The sequence below is a fragment of the Deltaproteobacteria bacterium HGW-Deltaproteobacteria-6 genome (genome assembly GCA_002840435.1).
GTDB lineage: Bacteria > Desulfobacterota > Syntrophia > Syntrophales > Smithellaceae > UBA8904.
The window spans coordinates 804,229-825,545 of record PHAT01000005.1; the positions used below are offsets into that span (position 1 = coordinate 804,229).

The following is a 21,317-nucleotide window of genomic DNA, read 5'->3' on the forward strand; positions in this document are numbered from 1 at the left end:
ATCTCCTTTTGTTCTACTTCGTCAGCAGCTTTTCCAGTTCCGGGAATACTTTGCTCAAATTCTCCGGCTGGGTGCCGCCGGCCTGGGCCATGTCGGGGCGGCCACCGCCTTTGCCGCCGACGAGCGGGGCGAGTTCCTTGATGATGTTGCCGGCATGGAATTTCGAAGCCAGGTCTTTGGTGACCATGCACAGGAGCAATGCCTTATCATCGGCCCTGCTGCCCAGAAGAATGATGCCGGACGCCATTTTATCGCGCAGCTTGTCGCCGAAGTCGCGCAGGGTCTTGGCATCGGCAATGTTCACTTCGGCCGCGAGCACTTTCACGCCGTTAATTTCCTTTGCCTGACTCATCAAATCGCCGGAATCCTTGGCGGCGATGTTTCCTTTCAGGGCTTCGATTTCTTTTTCCAGATCCCTGACGTGCTTGAGTAATTTTTCAGTGCGGTCATAAACTTCCAGGGAGCCTGCTTTGAACAATCCCGCCGTGCGTTTTAATTCTGATTCGGCATTCTGCAAATGCGCGAGCGCTTCCTTCCCGGTGACGGCTTCGATCCGGCGCACACCTGCCGCAATGGCTGATTCGTGAAGCACTTTCAGCAAACCGATATCGCCGGTACGCTGTACGTGCGTGCCGCCGCAAAGCTCCATGCTCATCTCGCCCATTTTCACGATGCGGACCGTCGCGCCGTATTTTTCATCAAAGACGGCCGTTGCGCCCGTTTTTAGGGCGTCTTCCAGCGCGCAGACTTCCGTCTGGACGTCCAGATTGCGGCGAATGATGTCATTGGCAATGTCTTCCACCCGCTGCATTTCCTCATCGCTGATTTTGGAGAAATGGGTAAAGTCAAAACGCAGGCGTTCGGGAGTAACCTGCGACCCGGATTGTTTGATGTGATCCCCCAGAACCGCTTTGAGCGCGGCCTGTAAAATGTGTGTGCCGGAATGATTGGCGGCAATGGCTTTTCGTCTTGCCTGATCGATCACCAGCTTTGCTGGTGAACCGATTTTTATTTCGCCTGCGCGGACAATGCCTTTATGCACGAAAAATTTGTCGATGGGTTTTTTCGTGTCCAGAACGGTAAAATTAAAATTCTGGCCTTCCAGATATCCTGTGTCACCCGCCTGTCCGCCGGACTCACCGTAAAACGGCGTTGCATCCAGAACGATTTCCGCCTGCTGGCCTTCGCGCGCCAAATCCGCAGGTTTGCCGTCCACAAAAATAGCCGTCACGCGGGCTGCGTCTTTGCTTGCCGTATCATAGCCGCAGAACTCGGTGACGATGCCGGAACTCGATGCTTTGAGGTAGCATTCAGCCACGGCTTCTTCGCCGCTGCCCTTCCAGGCGCCGCGCGCGCGTTCCCGCTGTTGTTCCATCTCGGCTTCAAAGCCTTCGTTATCCAGCGTCAGGCCGTCGTGTTTGACGATATCCGCCGTTAAATCCGTTGGGAAACCGAAGGTGTCGTAGAGTTTGAAGATCAGCGCGCCGGGCAGAACGTTCTTCCCCGCATTTTTCAAAGCTGCTGTTTCTTCCTGTAAAATGCGCAGGCCCGCGTCGAGCGTTTCCATAAAACGCTGCTCTTCATTGAGAATGACTTTGGTAATGAAGGAAGCTTTTTCCACCAGATCGGGATAAGTGTCCTTCATCATATCGATGACGACCTGGGCGCTTTCATTCAAAAACGGTTTGTTGATGCCCAGCATTTTGCCGTGACGGGCGGCGCGGCGCAGGATTCTTCTCAGCACATAGCCGCGTCCATCGTTTGCGGGCATAATGCCGTCGCCGATTAAAAATGTTACGGCCCGGCTGTGATCGGCAATGACCCGGATGGAGACATCGTTGTCCGCGTTCTTGCCGTAGGTTTTGCCGGAAGTTTTTTCCACAAAGCGGATGATCGGCGTAAACAGATCGGTATCATAATTGCTTTTAACGCCCTGAATGACGGCGGTGAGGCGCTCCAGGCCCATGCCGGTATCAATACTGGGCTTGGCCAGCGGCGTCAGCTTGCCTGTTTCATCGCGATCAAATTGCGTGAAAACATTGTTCCAGATTTCCAGATGGCGGTCGCAGTCGCAGTATACATCGCATTCGGGTCGGCCGCAGCCCGTGCCTTCGCCCTGATCATAGAGAATTTCCGAGCAGGGGCCGCAGGGGCCGGTTTCGCCCATCATCCAGAAATTGCTTTTTTCACCCATGCGGACGATGCGGTCTTTGGGCACTTTCATTTTTTCATGCCAGATCCGGAAAGCCTCGTCGTCATTTTCAAAAATGGTCACCCAGAGCTTTTCTTTGGGCAGTTTCACAACATCAATCAGATATTCCCATGCCCAGGCGATGGCTTCCTCTTTGAAATAATCACCGAAGGAAAAATTACCCAGCATTTCAAAAAAAGTGTGATGGCGTGCGGTGACGCCGACATTTTCCAGATCGTTATGTTTGCCGCCGGCGCGCGCGCATTTCTGGCAGGTGACGGCCCGCGTATAGCCGCGGTTTTCCAGCCCCAAAAACGCGTTTTTAAACTGCACCATGCCCGCATTGGTGAAAAGCAGTGTGGGATCGTCTTTAGGAATGAGCGATGAACTCGCAACCCGTGTATGCCCTTTGCTCTCAAAAAATTTTATAAAACTCTCCCGTATCGCATCGCCCGTTTTAACCATCTGTTTCTTCCTCCGCTGCCTTTCCCAATTTATTTAAGATCAAACCCGGCGGAAAACCCCGCCCCATCAGGCTTTGAAATATTCTCTGTTTTTCTTTAATGTCAAAAGCAGCCGTCTTTTTTCTGGCCGCTCTCTTTTTTATCAAAATTGCAATGGCGTCTTCTTCCGCGAGTTCATACCGCGCATGCGCGACAGCGTCATCAATCAACCGGCCCGCCACACCTTTTTCCTGCAGACTGGCGATGATTTTCCGGTTGCCCCAGAGTTTATTGACTGCCAGATTGCGCGCCCACCCACCCGCAAAAGAAGCGTCATTCAGATACTTCAAATCGTGGAGTTTTTCCAGTGCTTCTTTAACGACAACTGCGGGAAAACCTTTTTCCCGCAGCTTCTTTTCCAATTCTTTTTCCGAATGCGGCCGAAGCGACAAAAGGCGATATGCTTTTTGCTTGGCAGCCGTCAGATCCAGTGCTTTCACGCTATTCTTCCTGATCCCTGGCTACAATGCCCAGTTTGTTACGGACATCGTTTTCGATAGCCGTCATAACATCGGGATTTTCTTTCAGGAAAACCCTTGAATTATCGCGTCCCTGTCCCAGCCGGTCGCCCTTGTAGGAATACCAGGCGCCGCTTTTTTCAATGATACCGTTTGATGCCGCCAGATCGAGCACATCGCCTTCGCGCGAGATGCCTTCGCCGAAGATGATGTCGAATTCCGCTTCCCGGAAAGGAGGAGCCATTTTGTTTTTCACGACCTTCACTTTGGTCCGGAAGCCGATGACATCCTGGCCATTTTTGATGGAGGTCATCTTGCGGATATCCAGGCGCTGCGACGAATAAAACTTCAGCGCGTTGCCGCCGGTGGTGGTTTCGGGATTACCGAAGAAAACGCCGATTTTCATGCGCAGCTGATTGATGAAAATGACGGTTGTCTTGGATTTGCTGATGCTGCCGGTAAGCTTGCGCAGGGCCTGCGACATCAACCTGGCCTGAAGTCCCATCTGGGCGTCGCCCATTTCGCCTTCCAGCTCGGCCTTGGGAACCAGCGCTGCCACGGAGTCAACCACCAGAACATCAAGGGCGCCGCTCCTCACCAGTGTCTCGGCGATTTCCAGGGCCTGTTCACCTGTGTCCGGCTGCGAAATCAGGAGTTCGTCGGTATTCACACCGATATTTTTGGCATAAGTGACATCCAGCGCATGTTCCGCGTCGATATAAGCGGCAATACCACCCTTTTTCTGGGCTTCCGCAACAACGTGCAATGCCAGCGTGGTTTTACCGCCGGATTCCGGTCCGTAAATTTCGATGACGCGGCCGCGCGGAACGCCGAACGTTCCCAGTGCTATATCAAGGCTCAGCGACCCGGTGGATATGGCCGGAACATCGGCCACCCGCTCCGAGCTGCCCAGCTTCATAATCGAACCCTTGCCGAACTGTCTTTCAATCTGCGTGATCGCCAAATCCACTGCTTTTGATCTGTCCATATCTGCACACATAATAAGATGACCTCCTTCACCTTGTAATTTTATTAGTGGTAGGGAACAGTCGCGACTGTTCCCTACCTGTATTATCCGGCTGGCGGAAATGCTGCCAGCCTGGTATAAATTGCTCCCTGCGGAGTCAGTTTGCTTTGAAACAGAATCAATTCATTGCAGGTAAATTCTCCGGCGGCAAAAGCGCTGTGTTTGGTTAAAGCCTCGCCTAGCCCCGTCAGCCCGTGTGGATCTTTAATGCGGGCCAGCGTCAGATGCGCCCGGAAAGGCCGGTCTTCCTCGGGAAACCCGATAGCCGCAAAATCACCATCCAGTTGCTTCCGGAGGGCGGAGAGCTTTTCCACATCGCCCGACGCGCCGCACCAGAGAACCCTGGGCTTTCGGGCATCCGGGAATACGCCCGGCTTTTCAATTTTCAGATGCAAGGACAATTTTGGCGCCACCCTGTTTTGCACGGCGGCAGAGATATTTTTTACATCTTCCGTTGAAATATCGCCGAAAAACTTTAACGTGAGATGCTGTCCCTGCGGCCTTGTCCAGCTCAGCTTGCCGCTGATCTCCCGCTTTAATTTTTCCTGCAGCCGAACCATCGCCTGCAAAATATCTTCCGGTGGTTCAATGGCCAGAAAAGCTCGAATGTTTTTTTCAGCGGGCATCAACTATTTTTTCTCCTGTAAATAGTTTTTCAGCATCATGAGGGCCGTCTCGGAAGAAACCAGTTTGTTTCTTTTGCGGTCCCAGCGGAACCGGTAATGACGGCAAACGGTATCGTTTGCGTCAGCCAGCGCCAGATAAACCGTGCCGACCGGCTTTTCCTTGCTTCCGCCGGTGGGTCCCGCAATGCCGGTTGCGGCCAGGCCCAGATCGGTTCCCGCAAGCTTGCGGACGCCTTCGGCCATCAGGCGCGCCGTTTCTTCGCTCACGGCGCCATGCTTTTCAATGATGTAGGCGGGAACACCAAGCAGGCTGATTTTGGCTTCATTGCTGTAAGTGATGAGGCCACGGTCAAAGTAAACGGAACTTCCGGAAACATCGGTGAGGCGATTGGCGATGATTCCTCCCGTGCAGGATTCGGCCACGGCAATGGTCAGCTTCTTCCGGGTGAGTGCCGCGGCGATAATTTCTTCGAGTGTCTGTTCGCTGTAAGAAAAAATACAATCGGAGAGGCGCGTCGTTACGCCATTAATGGCCTCCTGCAAATTTTTGTTTGCTTGTTCTTCGGAGTCGGCACGCGCAATCAGCACCAGATGATTTTCAGGGAAGACGGGATAGAAACCGACGCTGATGCCGAGAGCTTCAAAATTAAAATCGGCCAGTTTTTCATCCACCGCCGCCTCGGAAAGGCCGAATGTTTTAATGGTCTGCTTGACGATGTGCCCGACCGGCTGCGGGAAATGCCTCCGCAATAAGGGAATAACGCCTTCGGGCAGCATCCGGTGCGTTTCAGACGGAACGCCGGGAATGACAAAAACCAGTTTGTCCTTCACCGGGAGCGCGAATCCCGCGGCGGTGCCGACGGGATTGGGAATGACTTCCGCGCCCGCGGGAAACAGGGCCTGTTTGGCGTTGTTTTCCGTCCAGCACAGGTTATACTGAACAAATATTTCTTTCAGCCTGGCCAGAACTTTTTCATCCGTGTGCAGCGGGAGGCCAAACGCTTTGGCGACCGCGGCCGTCGTGATATCATCGGCTGTCGGCCCCAGGCCTCCGGTGCAGATCACCGCGTCCGTAAAAGTTAAAAGATAATGCAAGCGGGTTTTGATAATTTCAAAATCGTCGCCGACCGACATCATCGTTTCCACCTGCCAGCCCTGCAGGCTGATTTCCCGCGCGATGAAGGACGAGTTTGTGTCGGCGGTGCGCCCGTTCATTAATTCGTTGCCGATGGTTAGAATCCCGATTTTCATAATACCCCTTCACTCTGCAAAAACCCTAAAGGGCATGCGTGTCCATATGCAGCGTTAGGCTGCTCCCCTCGTTGTTGCGGCGTATAACCTGATACCCTGAAGGGCGCTCGAGGTTACCCTTGAGAAAGTGCGCTTCACTCCTCATGGTTTTTGCGCCTTGCCGCGGCTCATTTTACAAAGCTGCTCCATTGATATTAAAATTTAAATAAATAGGTTAACAATAACAATATTGCTCCGCCGCAAACACCCGCGCCGAGATCATCGGCCACCACGCCCCAGCCACCGGGTAACTTATGAAGGCGATTTACCGGAAAAGGCTTCCAGATATCAAAAATCCGGAAAAGCACAAACGCCGCACAAAGATGCAATCCGGTAATGGCCACGGGCAGCATGGTGACCTGCAAGCCGGCGATTTCATCAATCACGATCCGCTGATCGTCTTTTTTTCCGAAAAGAGTTTCCGCCTGCCCGGCTACATAAATAGAGGCAGCCGATATGGCCACGACAAAGAGCAAGCGAAAAGGGTCGGACAGAGGGTAAGAGCAAAGACAAATCAAAATGCCGATCAGCGTGCCTGCCGTTCCCGGCGCGACAGGTGACAAGCCCGAACCGAAGCCCGTTGCCAGTATTTTAATAATTTGATCTTTTCTTGCGACCGCCACGCTGATCCTTTTATAATGTCATTTATTATCAATGAGTTAGGTTTTTGAAACCTAACTTCTTTTTTATGGCGTGTCAAATTATTTCAACTTAACGTACGCCATCCCGGACAAAATGAGTCGTTTTACGAATAGAACGCTCGTTCTATATCATACAGTTTTCAGTGATGTCAAGCAATCTTAACGGATGATCAGTTAAAAAATTGGCACGGTCACTATAATATGGTATGTAACTGCCAAATAAAGGAATTTAAGGGAAAAATGACTATACCTATCGTATCCATTGTCGGTAAGTCCAATTCCGGAAAGACGACTCTGCTGGAAAAAATAATTTCCGATCTGGTCGGCCGGGGCTATCGCGTGGCCACGATCAAGCACAACAAGCATGGTTTTAATATTGATCATGAAGGCAAGGACAGTTACCGGCATAAAAAGGCCGGAGCGCATCTGACTGTCGTTTCATCGCCGCATCAACTGGCGCTTGTTTCGGACGTGGATCATGATCATACCTTTGAGGAAATCCGGGACACATTTATTCACGATGCGGATATCATTCTCACCGAAGGGTTCAAGGTGAATGACTATCCGAAGATCGAAGTTTTCCGTTCCGAACTCAAGCGCGAACTGATCAGCGCCAAAGAAGATAATCTGATGGCTGTGGCCTCGGATGTAAAGCTGGACGTGGATGTTCCCTGTCTTGATCTCAATAATCCCAAAGCGGTTGCGGATTTTATCGAAATCAATTTTTTAAAATAGCGTACCGGCAGCGGCTGCATCATGCCGATTTGTCACAGCGGTTCATTGCTTTTCAGCGCGAATCATTCACCCGCAATAGAAACAGTTGCCCGGGCTGTTAACGTTTGGCGCAGCACTCTGTATAAAATTTCATGAAAACCCGGTTACCCGGACCGCAAAGGCGCTCGACGTCTTCAAATGGCCGGCCCTTCCCCGATGCACCCCGTTGTTTCCTACCAGACCTCGGGGAAAGCCATGTTGGTATAGATATCCTCAAGCTTGTTCTTGTGTCCGCGTTCCATGGAGGCAAGTTCCAGAAAAGTATTTTTCTGCGCCTGGTCGGTGCTGGCATTGGCCAGTTGCGTATACATCTGCATCGCTTCCAGCTCGTTTTTAATCGCAATAACAAGGCCTTCGACAGGTTTAAGATCGGCCGTGAGCGGTGGCGTGGGAAGCGCATCCACGATTTTGTAATCGGCTGATTCTGAAAAATGCATGGTATCCGGAGCTTCATTTAAAAATTCTTTTAACGTAATTTTATGCATCTGCTCTTCTTCAGCAAGAGAGTTGAAGATAGATTTAATAGCTTTATCCTGAGCCTTGTCTGCCACTGCATGGTAAAACGTGTAAGCTTCCACTTCCCGCTCTATGGCAAGGGAAATGATCTTCTTGTATTCATTTTTATTCATAATTTTGATCTCCTTGGCAAGATGCCTGTTTTAAATTACGGGTTCTGGGAAAACTTACCTTTTACTGATCATCTGTATCCGAATGAATTCGGCATCACAACAGACCATTACTTTCTTACGTATAACAAAGCGGGTTCTTGATGTCAAACGACTTCGAGCGGATTTATGATAACAAAGACCGAGATCGATGCCGCAGCCCGGGGTGAAACGACAACCATATGATCAAAAGTCTCAAAGCCTCACCTTACCGGCAATAGCTTAATATTATTTGTCCTATACCTTTTTATCCGGACTATACCCATGAGTAATGACCGGAGATGTTTGCACGTTGACATGATGCCAATAGTATTGTGCCGGATATGCTCTGACGTGTTTATTTTATCGTCGGATACGTAATGATGATGGCTCAGCCCAGTTCCCTGAAAGCCGTTGCTTTGACGGCGGCGTAGACTTCCACGCCTTCCCGGATTTCCAGATCGTCAACAGACTCCTTCACAACCACCGCGACAAGCTTTTCATTGCCGCACAAAAGCCCGATGCCCATTCTTCCGCCTGCTTCGAATATTTCGCCGACGCGGCATTTCAAAAGGTTGCGGGCGCTGATCGCTGCGGGGTGGCGCTTGAAAAGGATAATGTCCGTGGAGGAAAGCTCATAGAGGGCTTCATCCCGGCCGCCGCCGGAAATAAACAGTTCGCCGTCTCCGAAACGGTAGGCAACCATTCCGTCAATACGGCGCGGCCCCTTGAGCTGCAGAAGATTTGTATAGGGAAACGGACTTTTTCCCATTGCGCTTCGGGCCAGTTCCCCCGCCGTCATTTGTCCGGTAACGCACCCGTCGGTCATGCTCAGTACCCGCTCGGTCATGATCCTCATTTCCGTCAGGGAGTGGGAAATGAACAGATAAGGGATGGCAAATGCTTCGCAGGATTTCTTGAGAAAAGGAATGATCTGGAACTTGAGGCTGTCATCCAGAGCGGAAAGAGGCTCGTCCATGATCAGCATGCGCGGATTGGAAAGCACGGCCCGGCCGATCGCCACCCGCTGCTGCTCGCCGCCGGACAGGTTGTTGACTCCCCGGTGAAGAAGATCGCCGATCTGCAGAACATCGACCAGATGCTCCAGGGTGATTTTGCGCTGATCCTCCGCACAACGCTTGTAGCCGTAAAGGAGGTTGGCCCTGACGCTCAGGTGCGGGAAGAGATGAGGTCGTTGAAAGACCATGCCGATCCGCCGGTGCTGGGCATGAATATTCACTTTTGATTCACGATCAAAAACGGGCTGTCCATTGATGAGAATGCGCCCCCGGTCCGGATCGGTCAACCCGGCAATAAGGCTCACCAGGGTGGACTTGCCGCATCCTGAGGGGCCGAAAATCCCGATCCGGTCGCCTTCAATGGTAAAATCCACATCCAGAAAAAACGGATTCAGTTTTTTTTGGGCATTGATGCGCAATTCCATGTCAGTCCACCTTAACCATGCGTCTGCCCAGCCACTCGTGGAAAACAAGCACAGCGACCGAAATGGTGACCGAAACGATGCACAGGGCTATAGCTATCGCATCCCCGCGGGGAGAACTGACATATTCATAAATGGCGAGCGGAATGGTTTGTGTCACGCCGGGGATGTTGCCGGCCACGATGATTGTGGCGCCGAATTCACCCAGTCCCCGCGCAAACATGAGCAGAGATCCAGCGATCAGCCCGCGATAGGAAAGCGGCAGAATCACCGTGATAATGGTGTCCAGCGGTGCCGCGCCCAGGGTGCGGGACGCCTCGATGAGCCGTCCGTCAATGGTTTCCATGCCCGTCCGGATCGATCGGACCATCAGCGGGAAGCCGACCACCGCCGTGGCGATGACCGCCGCCTTCCATGTGAAAATGATATTAATTCCCAGCGGCTGCAAGACCCACAGGCCGATCCACCCGTTTTTCCCCAGAAGCAGCAGCAGTAAATAGCCGATGACGACCGGTGGCAGCGTCAGCGGCAGATTGACAAGTACATCCAGGGCAACCCGTCCCCGGAATTTTTTGTAGGTCATGAGATAGGCCACGATAAAGCCGAACGGCAGGGACAGGAAGGTTGCCACCGTGGCAACCTTCAGGGACAGCAGGATGGCGAGATAATCCGAATGACTGAAAGCAGGCATATGAAATTACTTTGTCACAAATCCGTATTTTGTGAGGATTCCTTTCGCTTCAGTAGTCTGGAGATAGTTGTAAAATGCCGCCGCTGCTTTCTTTTTGCTTCCGGACACCGTGAGCGAGACGGGATAGGTCACCCGCGAATAAAGCTCCTGCGGAACATCAAAAAGAATTTTTACTTTCCTGGCCATTTGCAGGGCATCCGTTTTATAGACAAACGCGCCGGAAACCTCGCCTCTTTCAGCATACATCAAACATTCCCGGACGTCTCTGGCCATGACCAGTTTGTTTTCGAGCTTTTTGTCAACACCGGCCCTGGTGAGCGCCTCCATGGCGTACTGTCCCGCCGGAACACTCTTCGGGCTTCCGATGGCGATTTTTTCCAGTGCGGGCAGATCCCGGATGGTCTTTACTTTCCAATCAGGCCTTCCGACAAAAACAAGAGAGTTGAACGCGAGAATATCCGTGTGATTTTCATCCAGCAGCTTTTTTGTTTTCAGAAAATCCATCCATTCCGAATTGGCGGAGAAAAAAAGATCCGCCGGAGCGCCGTTTGCGATCTGCTTGGCAAGCGCTCCTGATCCGGCAAAATTATAAATAAACTTTATGTCGGGATTATTCTTTGAAAAGCTCGCCGAAAGTTCCGTGACAGCCTCCCGAAGGCTTGCCGCAATGGATAGACTGATGTCGGCAGCGTGGGCTGAAGCGGTGAACAATCCCAGTATGGCCAGAATATAAAAGATTTCTCTGACGGTTTTTTTCACGGTCCGGGTGTCCTTCCTTTAAAACCGCTCAAGCGGGACGAGCGTTCATTCGCCCCGGCTTACTGCGATATAAAAGCGTTCATTTCATGCCTCGACGGCTTGCTGCGAGGGGGGCGATCAATCGATATATTTTTCACGACGGGGATCATAAGAGAATTGTTTGCGTATGTCAAACAAAACATAGAAGGTGTGGCGTAATATTGATGACAGGCCGGGTTCAGAATCGAACTGAACAGTGAACTTCTTTATCGTTCACCCATTGGATTTGAAGTCCAAAGGCCGGCTCCAGCCGACTAACCCGGTCACCAGAGAGGTTGGATATTAATGCGTTAGCGGACGGACTTCTTCGAATTTGCCTTTGTCCGCCGGCGCCGTTTGAATTACGGTTTGCCATGATGGCTCAAAGCGCAGGCCGATGCCGCAATCCGGGCTGATCTGCCCGGGTGCGCCAAAAAGAGCTTGTGTAGAAGCCCTTGGGGTTTGCGGATGCTATCCGCGTTGTTCCTGAACTTTTTTGACCAGTTTGCTTGCAGGTCCCAGCGCCTTGACTTTTGCCGTGACGCCCCTGATAACCTGGGCAAAACGGTCGCCTTCAGAGGCGGAAACCCAGGTGAAGATGGTCCGGTTGCCTTCCACACCGATGTATGTCAGGAAACTCTTTAACGCGGCAAACTTGCGGCGTGCCACTAAATTTCCGGATAGATAGTGGCATTCACCCGGATGACAACCGGAAACCAGAACGCCGTCAGCCCCTTCCTGAAGAGCCTTGACGATATAAAAAGGATTGATTCTTCCCGTGCAGGGAACGCGAATGATCCGGACATTCGGCGGATACTGAATCCTGCTGATGCCGGCCAGATCCGCTCCCGCGTATGTGCACCAGTTGCAGACGATCGCGGCGATCTTCGGTTCCCATTCTTTGTTTGCTGTATTTTCAGTCATATAGTTTCCTTCCATTGGATAATCAACCTCCTGCTGCGGTGCCTATATATGACTATAAATAATATGTCAAATTACTAAAGGGAATATAGTCCGATGCATTATTCCCTGTATCTATTGTCTGTGCTGCATGACAATCCGACCGGTTTCACCTTGGGGAAAAACATTTCATCCGGCGACACGTTTGCCGGAAATATCGGGAATAAATATCGGAGATCGTTTGCAGATAAATTTGTAAGGACAGTTAATGAGGTGTGTCTGACGCACTCTTTACAAAAGTGTTGCAGGACATTCAATGGGCCGGACACAATGGCTTATCAACAGACATAACAGAAAATTTTTATTTTCAATTTGACTTATAAAGTCCGAAAGCCGGCGATGGCCGGCTGACCGGAAGGAATCCATTAGTCCAATATTTCGACCGTCATGCCGAATACATTATTTTTTTCATCGACCAGCAATGTAAATAAGCACCAGTCTCTGACAAATTTATGCGGCGTATAGGACTGCGTAAATCCCAGCTGCGTGATTTTCTCCTTCGCCTGAAGAAAGGAATCCCCAGGGGCAATGCCGAACATGCTGGTTTTTTTATTGCGGGTGGTGATGCGGAAAACCCGGTTGTTATGGCGAAAGCTGACCACAACGTCAAGATCGTCATAGTAGAATTCATATCCGCTGATGCATGGTTCTCTGCGGGGCGAAACGCCGTTAATCGCGCTTTGGTCGGCTGGCGCAAAGAGGGCAATATTAAATACTCTGATCTGTCTGTTGACGTCTTCGCTTCCCGGCTTTTTCATTACACAGCCGGTTAAACACAAGGCCGCGACACAAAAAGTGATCACAAAAAAAATGTGTAATCTGTGCATTATCCACATAAGTTTACCTCAAAACATTAACCAAGCTTCCGTTGAAGACTTTTTCTCTCTGCCGCCTCGTCCTTTTGCCGGCGAAAAATACGATAGGGGCCGTTTAAGACCCCCTATCATATTTAATAAAATAATTTACTTTACAATTGGATAGCCTGCTTCAATCCAAGCCGTGATTCCACCGGGGTATTTGGAAACGTTTTTGTAACCTTCATCAACAAGAATTTTTGCCCCGATACTGCTTCTTCTGCAGGCGACAAAACCGCAGTAAACCACAATTTCTTTCTCCTTGTCGGAGCCGGCAACTTTCAGCAGGTTGATCTTGTCAGCCGGGGTAAGTTCCTTTTCCGTCTTGGGCAGGGGGGCACTTAGTGCGCCGGGAATTATGCCAAAAGCTTTATCTTCTTCAGCGGGAAGTGTGCTGATAATGGTAACTTTTTTACCGGCGTCGAGACTTTTTTTCAATTCAGAAGTCGTTACCAGCTTGTAACCACCAGCCTTCACATCCGATACAAGTTTAACAGCTGCATTTTCAATGGGGATTTCATTACCTTTAACCGAAGTGCCGTGCCCTGCGCAGGCCGCCAGAGCAAAAACAGACAGCAACGCGACGACTGTAAAACACTTTTTCATTTTTTATTCCTCCTTCTAACAGTTGATTTGACAATTTTAAACCGATATGACCATCGTCTTCAGGTGTGAAATAACTGACAGGCATTTCGGTTCATGATTTGGCTACTTTTCCAGCGCTCTGATCTCTACCATTTCCACTTTGTCGGTCAGAGCGGCTTTGATTTTGTCCTGAAAAGCCGGTTCGAAGCGCAGACAGATCCCGCAGTCCGAACTGATCTGCTTGGGGACGGGAATCAGCTTGTGCGGGATCTTTTCAGCCTTGAGAATCTTTTCCGCCTTTAAGGCGTAGCTCACCGACTTGAAGAGCATTACATGATATGATGTATGCGTATTCATGGCGTCAGTAATCGCGAGGCCTTGCTCATGGTTCCGGCAATGTCATACATATTGGAGACCACGCCAACGCCCATTTTGTCTTTAAGTTCAAAATAGTTCAGGCATGTACCGCAAACCAGCATTTCCACGCCGGCTGCCGCCAGTTCTTTCAAATCATCCAGAACTTCTGATTCCTGGATGGTAAGTTTTACGCCGGTGTTGTAGAAGATCATGACATCAGGTTTATCCTTCTGCAGGCAGATTGTGTGCAGGAAAGCCCTGATCAAAACGGCGCCGAGCTCATCGTTGCCCCGTCCCATTTTGTCCTCGGCGCAGACGATGACGAAAGGTCCGGAAGCGTCGGCGGAAGCGTTGCACGATACGGAAACATCCTGGGCCGGTAAAGGCGCGCCTGCTTTGCGCGCCAGATCGATTTCGTAATTGCCGTCACTATTCTTTTCAACTTTCACGTCGCAGCCCAGCTTTGTTCCCAGACGCTGGACATTTTCCAGCGCCGTGTCGTTATCGACAATCACTTTAACCTTGTCGTTTGTTTCAATTGCCTGTTTGGCCAGAACCACCGGCTGCGGGCAGGCAAGCCCTGTGGCGTTGACGATTTTAATATCACTCATTTTAGTATCCCTCGTATCTCGTTGCTCGTATCTCGTGCGGTGCATCTCAGGGTTTCCGTGCCCGATAGCCGACGTCCGTCGTTTACGATTTATGCACCATTTCCAGCAGGGCTTCCACGCGGGTGCGAATCTGCCCTGCATCGCTTTGCGAGTAATCCGTTTCGATTTTCAAAAACGGCATTTTATACTTTCCCGTAACATGTTCTTTAATCTTGTGTGATTCAATATTGTAGGAATGGCAGGCATGAAGCACCACATCGACGACCACATCCGGCCTGAAGCGCTCGATCATTCTATCCAGCTCCGTCAGACGGCGGGTGTTGGGCGTCATACAGGAGCAGGGGAGGTCCAGATACCGGCGCGCCAGCGCCGCGTATGGGTCCGGCGTGTTTTCAGCAATCAGACTGGCATAAGGCTTCATGCCGGTGCAGGAATCCAGAACCACAATCACGCCTCCGGCGTCTTCGATGATCTTAAAAACTTTCGTGGCGTCGCCGCCTACCGGGCAGCCGGTGACCAGAACGCGGGGAGAATTCTTTTCCCCGTGATAAATACCATCGGCTACGCGCTTTTCGAGTCTGGCGACGCAATCCTTGAGCAGTGGCAGCATGTCCTGCGTGTTTGAGGCCTGTCCCAGGTAAGTCAGATCATAAAACTCCAGCCAGCTGACCGGCGTCGGGGTGAGTGCGGCAAAATCAAATATTTTATTCATCAGGCGATTTTTTTCATTGGTTGCCTGAATTTCTTTCTCCACGTCTTTGTCGTCAATTTTACGGTCAAAGGTTGTCTCCAGAAAGCCTTTGAGTTTTTTGACCATGGCCGTCCAGCTGTTCAGGGCTTCCTCCTGGTCGGGAAGCTGCGGCAGATCCATGACATGCATCGGTTTAATCTGCGAGATTAACTCAAACATTTTTTTCTTGCCGTCGCAGGTGGTCTCGGCAATGACCGCTTCCGAGATGGCAAAGAAAGGACAGGTATCTGTTTTGATGAAGCCGTAACTGGATTTAATGAGCGGACAGAGATTGGCCGGAAGAACCGTTTCCGCCGCTTCGATGGTTTTATTGGCAAAGGCGCACAACATCGCCGGCGCGGCGCCTGCGGCCCGAATGAGTTCCAGGGGAGCATAACTGCAGTAGGTGCCGACAATGTTCTTTCCCTGTTCCCGCTGTTTTTGCAGATAGGCCAATGTCCGTTTTGTAGCTTCACCGGCAAAGCCGTCATTTACTAATGGTTCAACGCCTGCTTTCATTAATGATTACTCCTTCTCGTATTGCTTTATTTGCCGGGACTAGGGATATATTATTCCGCAGCCTATATCCAATAGATAATAGTTATAAATATTGGCGGTTTATAACTATTATTCATTTGCAGAGATGTGCCTTCCCTAATAGAGTGCATACTCCCGCATGACGATGAGCAGGGAGGTTGAAGGCGCAAGCTCGGGAAAACATGAGAATTATTGATAAACCAACAAATAATTACCGCTTTTTCTTTCTTCGGGGGAGGCATATCATGATATTACCCGCAACGATGATCAGGACTGAATCCGGAAAAAGCAGGGTGCCCATTTTATCTGTCTGATGTTATATGACGATCATAATATTTGTATGTTATGTGTTCAGGGATCAATAATCTTTTGAGGAGGCGGGTATGAATTACTATGAGCCGAAAGATCTGGCCGACTTTCCGGATATTACCGAATGGGCGGCTGACCAGGGAAATAAATTTTTTGAATATTACGGCGCGGCCACCGGGGCGGGCCTGCTCACGGAGCGGGAGAAATCACTCATTGCACTGACCGTGGCGATGACGCAGAACTGTCCGTATTGCATCGATGCCTTTACCACGAAGTGCATGTCGCTGGGCATTTCCAGCGAGGAGATGATGGAAGCCGCGCATGTGGGTGCGGCCATGATGGCGGGCGTCACACTGGCGCATACCACGCAGATGCGAAAAATCATCAAAAAGAAGGAAATGTAGTGGACGCTTGCGAACAGCTTCATATGCTTGGCCGGATTGGCGACAGTCCTTCGTTTGCCCGCAGGATCCGCGCCATCAACAAATTCCCGCTTACGGCCAAGGGCATTGATATTTTGCAGATCAACCTGGGCAGTATTTGCAATCTCTCCTGCCGGCACTGTCACGTTAATGCGGGGCCTGCGCGTTCCGAGATCATGTCCCGGCCAATTCTTGCAAAATGCCTGGAGGTTCTCTCCTCATTGCCGATCGCAACGATTGACATAACCGGCGGCTCGCCCGAAATGAACCCGCATCTCGAATGGTTTATTCATGAGGCGGCAGGGCTGAACCGGCGTTTGATTGTCCGCTCCAACCTGACCCTGCTTCTGGATGCGCCGTATCGCCATTTCATGGATGTTTTTACGCAAAACAAAGTCGAGATTGTGACATCGCTTCCGGATTATATGGAGGTCAAATCCGACCGCCAGCGCGGCGCCGGTGTTTTCAGCAGGGTTATTGAATCGCTTCATGAACTTAATTTGCGGGGCTACGGCGTGGCGGGAAGCGGCATGTTTATCGACATCGTCCACAACCCGGTGGGCGCCTATCTTCCGGGATCACAGGCGGCTCTCGAGCGCGAATATCATGCGCGGCTTCTGGCTGAGCATGGCGTCCATTTTAACCGGCTTTTCTGCCTCACGAATCTTCCGGTCGGGCGCTATCTGGATTACCTGATTGAATCCGACAATCTTGACGATTATCTCTCCACACTGTGCCGCTCATTCAACCCGGCTGCGGTTGATAACGTGATGTGCCGGACCACCCTTTCCGTGGGATGGGACGGATCGCTCTATGACTGCGACTTCAACCAGATGCTGGGGCTTACCGTCAATCACGGTGCGCCGAAAAATATCATGACTTTTGATCTTGAAAAGCTCAAAAACCGCGAGATCGTCATCAATAATCATTGTTATGGATGTGTCGCGGGCAGTGGATCATCCTGCCAGGGGACGACGACAGGGATATAGCCGCATGAAAATATCGATCATCATTCCGGCTCTCCATGAAGGCGCACAAATCAATGAAGCGCTGAATTCACTGAAAGTCGCTGCCGCCGGGATTCCATACGAAGTGATTGTCGCAGACGGCGACCCATCGGGCGGCACCATCAGGCAGATTGCGGATTCCCGCGTTATCACTCTGATCGCACCCGCAGGCCGGGCAAAACAGATGAATGCGGGCGCCGCCCGGGCAGCCGGAGATATTCTTCTTTTTCTGCATGCCGATACGCACCTGCCGCAAAATGTATTTTTTAAAATCATGGCGGCGCTTTCCGATGGACGTTTTATCGGCGGCGCTTTTGATCTGGGCATCCGGAACGGCCGCCGGATATTTCAGATCATCGGCCGCTGCGCTTCCTGGAAGCACCGTCTGACGCGTGTGCCCTACGGCGACCAGGCGATTTTCATGCTGCGGAATTATTTTGAGGAGATGGGCGGCTATCCGGAGATTCCTTTAATGGAAGACGTGGAACTGATGAAGCGCGTGAAACGGCGGGGAGGGCGCATCATCATCCTGCCTCAGACCGTGATGACCTCTTCGCGAAAATGGGAAAAAGACGGCGTGGCCTATACCATTGCCAGGAACTGGGTGATTCAGACACTCTATCTTCTGGGCGTACCGGCAGAGCGGCTGGTGAAATATTATTACCAAGAGCAACGGGAATTAAGATGAACAAATTTCTGATTATTCTGGCGGCGGTTTCGATGTTAAGTGCCGCACCTCTTTCAGCGCAGATGATGGAGCAGGGGTTTCGCGAGGAGTTCAATTCGCTTACTAACTGGAAGCCGCTGACCTTTCCTAAAATACCACGCCACAGCACCTATCGTATTCAGAAGGACGACTCGAAAAGTTTTCTTGTCGCGGTGGCGGACCGCTCCGCGTCGGGCATCATCCATGCCGGGAGTTTTAATATTTATAAAACGCCGATCATCCAATGGAGATGGAAGATTTCCAATGTCTACCAGGCAGGCGATGAAAAGAAGAAGTCCGGCGACGACTACCCCTTGCGCATCTACGTGGTGTTTAAATATGATCCGGAAAAGGCAGGTGCGTGGGAAAAGGCGCAGTATAAAACCCTGAAGCTTTTTTACGGCGACTATCCGCCGCACAGCAGCCTCAACTACATCTGGGCCAATAAGAAATATCCCGACCGCATTTTACCGAACCCTTATACGGCCAAGGCGCAGATGATTCTCCTGCAGAAAGGCCCGGATCGCGCAGGACAATGGGTCGATGAACAGGTGAACGCTCTGGAAGATTACCGCAAGGCCTTCGGAGCCGATCCTCCCCGGGAGGCAACTATCGCGATTATGAGCGATGCGGATAACACCGGAGAGAAGGCAACCGGATATGTGGATTATATCGAGGTGTCGCCTCAATGAACGGAAACGCTTTTATCCTGTTTCTGAAATATCCCGAACGGGGCGCGGTAAAAACGCGTCTGGCCCGAACGCTTGGCGATGATGTGGCGTACGAACTCTATGCGTGCTTTCTTTCGGATATCGCGGCCATGACTCATCAGGTGAACGCCGAAACGATTATTGTGTATGCGGGACCCGCAGGCATTATGTTTCCTGACTTTCCGGGAGTGCGTTTGATGCAGCAGCGGGGGAGTGGCATCGGTTGTCGAATGTATTTTGCTCTGGAGGATGTCTTTGCGCTGGGCTTTGAAAGATGCGTGCTGGTGGGAAGTGACATCCCCGATCTGCCTGCCCGGCTGGTGAATGATGCCCTTAATAAACTTGAGGTGGTTGACGTTGTGCTCGGGCCAAGCCGGGACGGCGGCTATTATCTGGTTGGCTGCAACCGGGCCAGCCTGTGCCGCCCGATGTTTTCCGGCATTCCCTGGAGTACGTCCGGTGTCTTATCGGAAACGCTCCGGCGTATTGCCGAAGCCGGACTTGTAACGGCGCAAGTTGAAGAGTGGTGGGATATCGATGAGCCCGATGATCTGCGGCAATTTTATGCAAGAAACAGCGACGCGGCAGGAGCATCAAAGGTCATGAAATTTTTAGAAGCAAAGGGAATCATCAACCGGTGAATGATTTTAAAGAAAAATGCGCGGCTTGCGGCATCTGCAGGAAAGTATGCCCGTTCCTGTCGGAATTCGGAACACCGGAAGAAATTCTGGCCGGATGTCCGGAGGTGTCTTTTTACTGCACCTCCTGCGGGCGGTGTGAGACGGTATGCCCCCTGCACCTGTCGCCGTCTGATGCTTTTTTTGCGGCAAAAGAAAGGCTTGTTCGTGAGCGGCAGATGCCGCTGCCGGTCGGGACGGCGTTGGAAGGCGCCAGGGCGTTTGCGAAAGCCGGCCATGGGTTTCCCTTTTCTTTTTATGGAAGCGCGGAGACGGTTTTCTGGCCGGGTTGCACGCTGGCCGGAAGCGAACCGGGACTGGTCCGGGAGCTTTGCGCAATCCTCGGCGGCCGGTTGCACCGGAAGGTCGGTCTGGCGCTGGATTGCTGTTACGATCCGGTTTACGGACTGGGCGATCTGCAAACAGCCTATGCCGCTTTGCAGAACATCAACCAGCGTCTTCACGATCACGGCGTCAGGCAGGTGATCACCGGTTGTCTGAATTGCCACAAGCTCCTGACGCGCCATTTGAAGGACATCGAGGTTATTTTTATTATGGAGCTGCTGCCGACGGAGCTTTTTGAAAAAAAATGGGCAGGAGCGGCTTATCTTCATCATCCCTGTGCGTCCGCGCGCCGGGAAGACATCAGGATTAATGCGCAAGAGATATTCAGTCATCTGCAGCCGCCGCCGGAAGATAAAAAATCCGCTTCTTCCGGGCCGTCCGAAGCCCGGTGCTGCGGCGCAGGCGGCGGGCTTAGCGCCACATGGCCTATACTTGCCGACTGCTTTCTGGATCAGATCGTCAGGGAGGCAAAAGGTGCGACGCTGGTTACCTATTGCGCCGGTTGCCGGAACCGCTTTCTTACGCGGGGGGCAAAAGCGGTCCACCTTCTGGAGGGCCTGAGCCGAAAGGTCCCGCGCGGAAAGGTTCTTTCCAGCCCGGTCCAATGGGCCAATCGTTTTCTGCTGTCGATGACGGCCAGACTTAAAACGTTAAAATTCTTAATGGCTATCCTGATGGTTCTGCTGATTTCAGGCGGCGTGTATCTGACGCAGCAGAATGTCTTTTCAGCGGCAGCTTTGACGGCTCTCCTCGGGCGTTATCCGGTGGCGGCTCCCCTTATTTTTTTATGCATCTATGCCGTTGCGCCTTCGTTGTTTCTGCCCGCTATCCCCCTCACTCTGGCGGCAGGGTTCTTCTGGGGGCCGGTCTGGGGCGTGATATTCGCCATTTCCGGGGCGACGATCGGTTCCTGTCTGCCTTTTTTCCTGTCCCGCTATTTGCTCCAGGACACCGTTAAATCCCGGGTTGCGGAAGAACGATGGAACTGGCTTCAGGATAAAGTGACCGAGCACGGCTGGAAGGCCGTTGCCTTTACCCGTCTGATTCCCGTCTTTCCCTTCAACCTCTTGAATTATCTTTTCGGTCTGACGCCCATTCCTTTTCGTCATTACCTGTGGAGCACTTTCGTTTTCATGCTTCCGGCCTGCATCGCTTTTGTGGCGTTCGGCAGCTCTCTGGGAGAGTTGATCCTCAGGGGGAATGTCCGGGGGCTAGTGATCGGCATTGCCGTTGCCGTCTGTGCTTTTCTGATTCCTGTCCTGATCCGGCCGTTTTTCAGAAAAATCGGGGAAAGCAAGGATCAAACTCCCGGCGGGAATTGAGTCGGGTTTGCGTCTTGATGAAAGGCTGAGCCGGGGAAATTTATTTCAGCATGGTTCGGACAACGGGGAGCAGACCGTAAATCCCTCACCGTACCAGGAGTCTTTATAGTCGATCAAAGTCT

23 protein-coding genes are annotated in these 21,317 nt (G+C 51.6%); 7 read left to right on the plus strand and 16 right to left on the minus strand.

All coding sequences use genetic code 11. From position 1 onward, the window contains the following. Positions 1–13: 13 nt before the first annotated feature. The 6 genes from CVU71_13935 to CVU71_13960 form a co-directional block, all read right to left on the minus strand. Positions 14–2,656, minus strand: coding sequence for an alanine--tRNA ligase (locus CVU71_13935; GenBank protein PKN18576.1), 2,643 nt, complete (start codon positions 2,654–2,656; stop codon positions 14–16). Continuing rightward, complete coding sequence (locus tag CVU71_13940; GenBank protein PKN18577.1) at positions 2,649–3,149, minus strand: hypothetical protein; 501 nt, start codon at positions 3,147–3,149, stop codon at positions 2,649–2,651. The genes CVU71_13935 and CVU71_13940 overlap by 8 nt, the downstream gene beginning before the upstream one ends. Beyond that, a complete protein-coding gene (gene recA / locus CVU71_13945) occupies positions 3,136–4,152 on the minus strand; it encodes a recombinase RecA (protein PKN18578.1) in 1,017 nt (338 codons plus the stop codon). The genes CVU71_13940 and recA overlap by 14 nt, the downstream gene beginning before the upstream one ends. A 71-nt stretch (positions 4,153–4,223) precedes the next feature. Next, positions 4,224–4,808, minus strand: a complete 585-nt coding sequence (locus CVU71_13950) for an RNA 2',3'-cyclic phosphodiesterase (GenBank protein PKN18579.1) — start codon at positions 4,806–4,808, stop codon at positions 4,224–4,226. Further along, positions 4,809–6,056, minus strand: a complete 1,248-nt coding sequence (locus CVU71_13955) for a competence/damage-inducible protein A (protein ID PKN18580.1) — start codon at positions 6,054–6,056, stop codon at positions 4,809–4,811. It abuts the gene before it with no gap. Positions 6,057–6,250: 194 nt separating this feature from the next. Beyond that, positions 6,251–6,724, minus strand: a complete 474-nt coding sequence (locus CVU71_13960) for a phosphatidylglycerophosphatase A (GenBank protein PKN18581.1) — start codon at positions 6,722–6,724, stop codon at positions 6,251–6,253. Positions 6,725–6,976: 252 nt separating this feature from the next. On the opposite strand from CVU71_13960, the gene mobB reads away from it, so the two are divergent. After that, positions 6,977–7,471: a molybdopterin-guanine dinucleotide biosynthesis protein B gene (gene mobB, locus CVU71_13965; protein ID PKN18582.1), complete on the plus strand. Its 495-nt coding sequence runs from the start codon at positions 6,977–6,979 to the stop codon at positions 7,469–7,471. A 212-nt stretch (positions 7,472–7,683) separates the two neighbouring features. On the opposite strand, the gene CVU71_13970 is transcribed toward mobB, so the two are convergent. The 10 genes from CVU71_13970 to CVU71_14015 form a co-directional block, all read right to left on the minus strand. Further along, positions 7,684–8,139, minus strand: a complete 456-nt coding sequence (locus CVU71_13970) for a ferritin (GenBank protein PKN18583.1) — start codon at positions 8,137–8,139, stop codon at positions 7,684–7,686. A 406-nt stretch (positions 8,140–8,545) separates the two neighbouring features. Beyond that, complete coding sequence (gene modC, locus CVU71_13975; protein PKN18584.1) at positions 8,546–9,598, minus strand: molybdenum ABC transporter ATP-binding protein; 1,053 nt, start codon at positions 9,596–9,598, stop codon at positions 8,546–8,548. Position 9,599: 1 nt separating this feature from the next. Then, positions 9,600–10,286: a molybdate ABC transporter permease subunit gene (locus CVU71_13980; protein PKN18585.1), complete on the minus strand. Its 687-nt coding sequence runs from the start codon at positions 10,284–10,286 to the stop codon at positions 9,600–9,602. 6 nt (positions 10,287–10,292) lie between these two features. Continuing rightward, positions 10,293–11,045: a molybdate ABC transporter substrate-binding protein gene (gene modA, locus CVU71_13985; protein PKN18586.1), complete on the minus strand. Its 753-nt coding sequence runs from the start codon at positions 11,043–11,045 to the stop codon at positions 10,293–10,295. 489 nt (positions 11,046–11,534) lie between these two features. Beyond that, positions 11,535–11,987 (minus strand): hydrogenase iron-sulfur subunit, encoded by a 453-nt coding sequence (locus tag CVU71_13990; GenBank protein ID PKN18735.1) that lies wholly within the window; start codon positions 11,985–11,987, stop codon positions 11,535–11,537. A 401-nt stretch (positions 11,988–12,388) separates the two neighbouring features. Continuing rightward, a complete protein-coding gene (locus CVU71_13995) occupies positions 12,389–12,859 on the minus strand; it encodes a hypothetical protein (protein PKN18587.1) in 471 nt (156 codons plus the stop codon). A 126-nt stretch (positions 12,860–12,985) separates the two neighbouring features. Next, positions 12,986–13,483: a sulfurtransferase gene (locus tag CVU71_14000; GenBank protein PKN18588.1), complete on the minus strand. Its 498-nt coding sequence runs from the start codon at positions 13,481–13,483 to the stop codon at positions 12,986–12,988. Positions 13,484–13,585: 102 nt separating this feature from the next. Then, on the minus strand, positions 13,586–13,819 hold the full coding sequence (locus CVU71_14005; protein PKN18589.1) for a hypothetical protein: 234 nt from the start codon (positions 13,817–13,819) through the stop codon (positions 13,586–13,588). Beyond that, on the minus strand, positions 13,816–14,571 hold the full coding sequence (gene yedF, locus CVU71_14010; protein ID PKN18590.1) for a sulfurtransferase-like selenium metabolism protein YedF: 756 nt from the start codon (positions 14,569–14,571) through the stop codon (positions 13,816–13,818). Before yedF ends, CVU71_14005 begins: the two co-directional genes overlap by 4 nt. Further along, positions 14,513–15,679, minus strand: a complete 1,167-nt coding sequence (locus tag CVU71_14015) for a 2-hydroxyacyl-CoA dehydratase (protein PKN18591.1) — start codon at positions 15,677–15,679, stop codon at positions 14,513–14,515. Before CVU71_14015 ends, yedF begins: the two co-directional genes overlap by 59 nt. A 401-nt stretch (positions 15,680–16,080) precedes the next feature. Between CVU71_14015 and CVU71_14020 the strand changes: the two genes are divergently transcribed. The 6 genes from CVU71_14020 to CVU71_14045 are packed head-to-tail and all read left to right on the plus strand — an operon-like array spanning position 16,081 to position 21,195. Continuing rightward, on the plus strand, positions 16,081–16,410 hold the full coding sequence (locus tag CVU71_14020; GenBank protein ID PKN18592.1) for a 4-carboxymuconolactone decarboxylase: 330 nt from the start codon (positions 16,081–16,083) through the stop codon (positions 16,408–16,410). Positions 16,411–16,433: 23 nt separating this feature from the next. Beyond that, on the plus strand, positions 16,434–17,417 hold the full coding sequence (locus tag CVU71_14025; GenBank protein PKN18736.1) for a radical SAM protein: 984 nt from the start codon (positions 16,434–16,436) through the stop codon (positions 17,415–17,417). A gap of 4 nt (positions 17,418–17,421) precedes the next feature. Then, entirely contained in the window at positions 17,422–18,123 is a 702-nt protein-coding gene (locus CVU71_14030; protein ID PKN18593.1) for a glycosyl transferase, read from the plus strand. After that, complete coding sequence (locus CVU71_14035) at positions 17,997–18,833, plus strand: hypothetical protein (protein ID PKN18594.1); 837 nt, start codon at positions 17,997–17,999, stop codon at positions 18,831–18,833. The genes CVU71_14030 and CVU71_14035 overlap by 127 nt, the downstream gene beginning before the upstream one ends. Next, a complete protein-coding gene (locus CVU71_14040) occupies positions 18,830–19,492 on the plus strand; it encodes a hypothetical protein (GenBank protein ID PKN18595.1) in 663 nt (220 codons plus the stop codon). The genes CVU71_14035 and CVU71_14040 overlap by 4 nt, the downstream gene beginning before the upstream one ends. Further along, positions 19,489–21,195, plus strand: a complete 1,707-nt coding sequence (locus tag CVU71_14045; protein ID PKN18596.1) for a hypothetical protein — start codon at positions 19,489–19,491, stop codon at positions 21,193–21,195. The genes CVU71_14040 and CVU71_14045 overlap by 4 nt, the downstream gene beginning before the upstream one ends. Positions 21,196–21,317 lie beyond the last annotated feature (122 nt).